General features: G+C 68.8%; 4 protein-coding genes. All 4 read right to left on the bottom strand.

All coding sequences use genetic code 11. The features are described 5' to 3' along the window. Positions 1-123 precede the first annotated feature (123 nt). A complete protein-coding gene (locus tag ACIP79_RS29035; RefSeq protein ID WP_401227831.1) occupies positions 124-1,155 on the bottom strand; it encodes a TerC family protein in 1,032 nt (343 codons plus the stop codon). A 286-nt stretch (positions 1,156-1,441) separates the two neighbouring features. Then, complete coding sequence (locus ACIP79_RS29030) at positions 1,442-3,466, bottom strand: TerD family protein (protein ID WP_401227829.1); 2,025 nt, start codon at positions 3,464-3,466, stop codon at positions 1,442-1,444. Between the two features lie 47 nt (positions 3,467-3,513). Continuing rightward, complete coding sequence (locus tag ACIP79_RS29025; protein WP_383682253.1) at positions 3,514-4,128, bottom strand: TerD family protein; 615 nt, start codon at positions 4,126-4,128, stop codon at positions 3,514-3,516. A gap of 165 nt (positions 4,129-4,293) precedes the next feature. After that, positions 4,294-6,423 carry an excinuclease ABC subunit UvrB gene (gene uvrB / locus ACIP79_RS29020; RefSeq protein ID WP_387186173.1) on the bottom strand — a complete coding sequence of 710 codons (2,130 nt, stop codon included), beginning with the start codon at positions 6,421-6,423 and terminating at the stop codon, positions 4,294-4,296. Positions 6,424-6,429: the final 6 nt, after the last annotated feature.

Below are 6,429 nucleotides of genomic sequence, written 5' to 3'. Positions count from 1 at the left end.
TGGGGCCAGGGGTGGAGAGGCCTTCGCCCCTCCGCCCCTGGCCGTCCCTCGTTCCGGGGGGGGGGGCGCCCGCCCCCCCCCCCCCCACCGCTCCAGGACTACTCGTTCCTACGGCCGGCGTGGTCAGACGTCGATGCTGTCCTTCGGAGCGTCGTCGCTGTCCTTCGGAGTACCGCCGACGCCCTTCGGGGCGCCCTCGGTCTCTTCCCGCGCCGCCTGCTTCTTGGAGGCGATGAGGCTGGTGATCGTCGTGACGACCAGGACGCCGCAGATCACGCCGAGGGAGACCGGGATCGAGATCTCCGGGACATGGACACCCGACTCGTGCAGCGCGTGCAGCACCAGCTTGACGCCGATGAATCCGAGGATGACGGAGAGGCCGTAGCTGAGGTGGACCAGCTTCCTGAGCAGGCCGCCGATGAGGAAGTACAGCTGTCGCAGACCCATCAGCGCGAACGCGTTGGCCGTGAACACGATGTACGGGTCCTGGGTGAGGCCGAAGATCGCAGGGATCGAGTCGAGCGCGAAGAGCACGTCGGTGGTGCCGATCGCGAGCATCACGACCAGCATCGGCGTCATGACGCGCTTGCCGTTCTGCTGGATCCACAGCTTGGTGCCGTGGTAGCGGTCGGCCACGCCGAAGCGTCGCTCGGCGGCCTTGAGCAGCCGGTTCTCCTCGAACTCCTCGTCGTCGGCGTCCGTCCTGGCCTCCTGGATCAGCTTCCAGGCGGTGTAGATGAGGAACGCGCCGAAGATGTAGAAGACCCACGCGAAGTTCGCGAGGACCGCGGCTCCGGCGGCGATGAATATCGCGCGCAGAACCAGGGCGATGAGCACACCGACGAGGAGCACTCGCTGCTGGTACTGCGTGGGCACCGCGAACTTCGCCATGATCAGCACGAAGACGAAGAGGTTGTCGACGCTCAGTGACTTCTCGGTGATGAAGCCGGCGAAGAACTCTCCGGCGGGCTGACCGCCGGAGAAGATGAGCAGCCCGAGTCCGAACAGTGCGGCCAGGGCGATCCAGACGACCGTCCAGATTCCGGCTTCCTTGATCGAAACGTCGTGCGGCTTGCGGCCGATGAAGAAATCGACGGCGATGAGGGCCGCCAGGCCCGCGATCGTCAGGACCCATAGGGCCACGGAAACATCCACTGCGCCTCCGGCAGTTCGTAACGGCAAATTTCAGCGTCGTCGCTGCCGGAGGTCTCTTCCACCCGTGGCGGCCGGACGCGTGGTGCGCCGGTGCCTGCGGGCCGACGCCCCGGGATCTGGCCTGATCCGTATTGACGGGTACGTCGCAGTAGTAGGTAGGGAGTACTCCCCTCCGTTGGAAAAACAGTACCTGAATCACCAAGGAAAGGTAAAGCGATTAGTAAAAGAAAGACCAAGTGTGCAGGTCAGAGCACTTTACTGATGCTTGAGGAAAGCGCGCGGAGCGTCAGCGGTTCCAGGAGCGACGGGCCGCCGCAACCTGCGTGAGCACCTGCTGAAGGATCTGGCTGCCCGGCGGGACGAGGCCGGGCTCGTACGTCCAGGCATGTCCGACCCAGGGGTCGGCGAGGTGGTCGTCGGGCACCGGGGTCAGTCGCAGAAGCGATCGCCACAGCGGATCGAGCAGGGGCCCGTACGCCTCCGCGTCCTCGCGGTCGGCCACCATCATCAGGTGGACGCCGACTGCCGGTCCCTCGTCGGCGAGATAGCGCAGCTGGGTCACGGCACGGTCGTCGAAGCCGTGCGGGAAGTCGTTGACGATCAGCAGTTGCTCAGCGGTGTCCAGGTCCGCGGGCAGCGAGTCGGCCACTCCACCGCGCACCGCCATCTGCACCAGGTCGACACGCTGGGTGAGCCGGGCCAGGACCTCGGCCACACCGGTGGCGCCCACGGCGGGCGGGCCGTTGAGCACCCCGGACCGCACCAGCGGCGCGAGGGACGAGGCGCCCGAACCGGCCGCGTCTATGACGTGCACGCTGAACTCGCCCGGCGGATGGACGGCGAGCAGGCGCCCGGCATGCGACACCGCCGCGTCCATGGCGAGGCGCCGCAGCTCGTCGGAGTCGGCGAACGAGTCGCTCAGACCGGCCCGGCCGCTGTCGATCCACAGGCCGCGCTCCAGCGGCAGCCTGACCAGCATCGGAATGCTCAGCCGCTCGCTCTCCGGCAGCCGGAGGTCACCCAGGCGCAGGGCCATCGGGACCTCCATGGGAACCCGGTAGCCGTGCCAGACCGGGTTGTCCCAGCGCGCGAACGCCGCGGGCAGCGCGGGCTCCACGACGTCGGCCTCGGCCCCGAGCTGCGCGAGGTCGCGGTCGAGGGCCGCCCGTGCCTGGTCGACGAGCTGGGCGTGCTTGGCCTGGGCCGCCTCGCGTGCCGCGTCGCCCAGGCCGCCGATCCGGCTGCGGGGATCGGACAGGACCTTGTCGAGCTCCTGCTCCATGCGCGAGTCGGCGAAGTCGACGGCACTGCGATAGGCGGCGGCGCTGCGTGCCAGGTCCTCGAACATGCCCCACACCTGGTTGTAGAGGCGCTCGTCCATGGACCAGCCGGTCGCGTCGCCCGCGACCGGTGTGGCGGACTGCCCCGGCTGAGTCGGCGGAGCGGCCGGCGGGGGCGGGGGCGGCGTGTTCTGCCTGCCGGGGTGGCTGTAGTCGACCGGGCCGCCGGACACACCGGCGGACGGCTGCGTGGCGGCGGAGGGGTCGCCCTGCGCGGGGCCCGCGGGGAAGTTCGTCTGCGGTGCCGTGCCGCCCTGCGCACCGGACACGTCGTACGGCGACTGCGGAGGCGGCACGTCGCCCGGGGCGTCCTGGGGCGGTGCGGCGTACGGCTGGTCCCCCGCCGTCGCCGACGCGGCCGCCTGTCGTGAGCGGTCCGCGTCGGGTGTACGGGACGGCGGCGCCGCCACCGAGCGGGCCAGTCCCTGCGCCACCGCCTCGTTGATGGTGCCCGCGAGCTGCCGCGCCTCGGGCAGGCCCTGGTCGGCGAGGAGTTCGGCGAGACCTCCCGCGTATCCCTGACCGACCGCGCGGACCTTCCAGGCGTCCTTGCGGCGGTAGAGTTCCAGGGCGATGACGGCCGATTCGGCGTCCAGACCGGTGACGGTGTAGCTGGCGACCTCGGAGCCGTCGAGGCCGGTGACCGCGACGAAGGGGGCGGCGACGGCTCCGAACCGGACCGGACCGCCGACGCCGGACGGCAGCGCGAGCAGCACACTCACCCGGTGCACCTCCGCGGACAGGGCGCCCAGGTCGAAGGCGAGGCGGTGGTCGGCCGCGGCCTGCCGGGAGACCTCGAGTCCGGGGAGAGTGGGCGCACCCGGATGGGCCACCCACTCGACACCGCGGACCCTGCCCTGCTCGTCGCTGAGCGTGGCACCGGCCACGAGCGGCTTGCCGGCCGAAACGCGGACCTCGAGACGGACCTGCGAGAGCGGATGGTTCTGCCCCCGGACCAGCTCAGTCGTCATCGCCTTGTCCCCCCTGAGTCGCTTTCGTGTACCTTGCGCCCAGTCGCCTACAGCTGCGGCAGGATCGCGGGCATCAGGTCCTGGAACGTGCGGCCGTTGGCCGGTGTGCCGATGGCCGTCATCTGCCAGCCCGTGCCCGCCCGGTGCACCTTCGCCATGATCTGAGCCGTGTACTGCCCACCGCCTGCCAGCGTGTAGCGGGCCAGTTCCTGTCCGTTGGTCTCGTCGACCAGACGGCAGAACGCGTTCTGCACCTCCTGGAACGTCTGGCCCGTGAAGGAGTTCACGGTGAAGACGATCTGGTCGATGTGGACCGGGATGCGCTGGAGGTCGACGAGGATCGACTCGTCGTCCCCGCCCTGGCCCGCACCGCCCACGAGGTTGTCACCGGTGTGCCGCACCGAGCCGTCGTCGCTGACGAGGTGACGGAAGAACACGACGTCGACGGGCTGCTTGTCCGCGAACAGCACGGCGGAGGCGTCGAGGTCGATCTCCCGCGTGCGCGAACCGAACAGGCCGCGCCGGGGGGCCGCCTGCCAGCCGAGCCCCATCCGCACGGCGGTGAGGGTTCCCCCGCCCCTCTTCTCCAGACTGATGGCCTGACCCTTGGTCAGGTTGACGCCAGGCCCACCGGGCGTACCGCCCTTGGATACGTCGACCACGCGCTGTTTCCCCTCTCGAACTGTCCCCTGTTTCCGCAGAATCCGCGGATGACCAGAACCCTACGCAGCGGCACTGACAGTGCCGAACCCTGGGACGAACTTTGTGTCGGTCTTGCAACACAGTGCGTATTGACCGGCGTCGGGCACAGCACCGGCAGAACGTCGTCAGGCCTGTCCCGCCTCCCTCATCTGCCGAAGCTCCTTCTTCATCTCGGAGACCTCGTCGCGCAGCCGGGCCGCGATCTCGAACTGGAGGTCGGCCGCCGCGGCACGCATCCGGGTGGTCATCTCCTCGATCTGCCCGGCGAGTTCGGCCGCGGGGCGGTCGGTCGGGACCGTCTCCTTGGCCTTGCCCTTGGCGGACTTGGCCGCCTTGCCCCCGAGGGCGGGCACCGGTGCCTTGGCGCTCTTGCCGTCCCCGCCCTTGCGGTAGCCCGAGCCGAGCAGCTGCTCCGTGTCCACGTCCTCGCGGGCGATCTGGGCCACGATGTCGTTGATCTTCTTGCGGAGAGGCTGCGGGTCGATGCCCCTCTCCTTGTTGTAGGCGACCTGCTTCTCCCGGCGGCGGTTGGTCTCGTCGATGGCCTTCTCCATCGCCGGGGTGATCTTGTCGGCGTACATGTGGACCTGTCCCGACACGTTGCGCGCCGCGCGGCCGATGGTCTGGATGAGTGAGGTGCCCGAGCGCAGGAAGCCCTCCTTGTCGGCGTCGAGAATGGACACCAGGGAGACCTCGGGCAGGTCGAGGCCCTCGCGGAGGAGGTTGATGCCCACCAGGACGTCGAACTCGCCGGCACGCAGCTCCCGAAGCAGCTCCACGCGGCGCAGGGTGTCGACGTCGCTGTGCAGATAGCGCACCTGGATACCGAGCTCCAGGAAGTAGTCCGTGAGGTCCTCGGCCATCTTCTTGGTGAGCGTGGTGACCAGGACGCGCTCGTCCTTCTCGGTGCGCTTGCGGATCTCGTGCACCAGGTCGTCGATCTGGCCCTCGGTGGGCTTGACGACGACCTCGGGGTCGATGAGGCCGGTGGGGCGGATGATCTGCTCGACGAAGCCGTCGCCGCGCGAGAGTTCGTACTTTCCCGGCGTGGCCGACAGGTAGACCGTCTGTCCGATGCGCTTCTGGAACTCCTCCCACTTGAGCGGTCGGTTGTCCAGCGCGGAGGGCAGCCGGAAGCCGTGGTCCACGAGGGTGCGCTTGCGGGAGGCGTCGCCCTCGTACATGGCGCCGATCTGCGGGACCGTGACGTGCGACTCGTCGAGGACGAGCAGGAAGTCGTCCGGGAAGTAGTCGATCAGTGTGTTGGGCGCGGAGCCGGGCTGCCGGCCGTCGAAGTGCATCGAGTAGTTCTCGACGCCGGAGCAGGAGCCGATCTGGCGGAGCATTTCCAGGTCGTACGTCGTCCGCATGCGCAGGCGCTGGGCCTCCAGGAGCTTGCCCTGCTTCTCCAGCTCGGCGAGTCGCTCCTCCAGCTCCTTCTCGATGTCGTTGGCGGCGCGCTCCAGTCGCTCGGGGCCCGCGATGTAGTGGGAGGCCGGGAAGACGTGCAGCGAGGTGTCGTCCGTGATGACCTCGCCGGTGAGCGGGTGGAGCGTGGAGAGGGCCTCGATCTCGTCACCGAACATCTCGATGCGGACGGCCAGCTCCTCGTAGACCGGGAAGATCTCGATGGTGTCGCCGCGGACCCGGAAGGTGCCTCGCGCGAAGGCCACGTCGTTGCGCGTGTACTGGATGTCGACGAAACGGCGCAGCAGGTCGTCGCGGTCGATCTCGTCGCCGACCTTGAGGTGCACCATCCGGTCGACGTACTCCTGCGGCGTGCCGAGGCCGTAGATGCAGGAGACCGAGGCGACCACGATGACGTCGCGGCGGGTGAGCAGCGAGTTGGTCGCGGAGTGGCGCAGGCGCTCCACCTCCTCGTTGACCGAGGAGTCCTTCTCGATGTAGGTGTCCGACTGCGGGACGTAGGCCTCGGGCTGGTAGTAGTCGTAGTACGAGACGAAGTACTCGACGGCGTTGTTCGGGAGCAGCTCGCGGAACTCGTTGGCCAGCTGGGCGGCCAGGGTTTTGTTCGGTGCCATGACGAGCGTGGGGCGCTGGAGCTTCTCGATCATCCAGGCGGTGGTGGCGGACTTGCCTGTGCCGGTCGCGCCCAGCAGGACGACATCCTTCTCACCTGCGAGGATGCGCTTTTCCAGCTCGGCGATGGCCGCGGGCTGGTCACCACTCGGCTGGTAGGGGCTGACGACCTCGAAGGGCGCCACCGAACGTTCGATCTTGGATACGGGCCGCATGGAATC

The organism is Streptomyces sp. NPDC088747 (assembly GCF_044751025.1).
Lineage (GTDB): Bacteria > Actinomycetota > Actinomycetes > Streptomycetales > Streptomycetaceae > Streptomyces.
Note: the sequence above shows the minus strand (reverse complement) of the source record. Positions and strands in the feature narration are given on the sequence as shown.

What these genes read in the sequence shown, in the direction of transcription:
- ACIP79_RS29030 (WP_401227829.1), bottom strand. Translation starts at nt 3,466, where the DNA reads ATGACGACTGAGCTGGTCCGGGGGCAGAACCATCCGCTCTCGCAGGTC.
- uvrB (WP_387186173.1), bottom strand. Translation starts at nt 6,423, where the DNA reads ATGCGGCCCGTATCCAAGATCGAACGTTCGGTGGCGCCCTTCGAGGTC.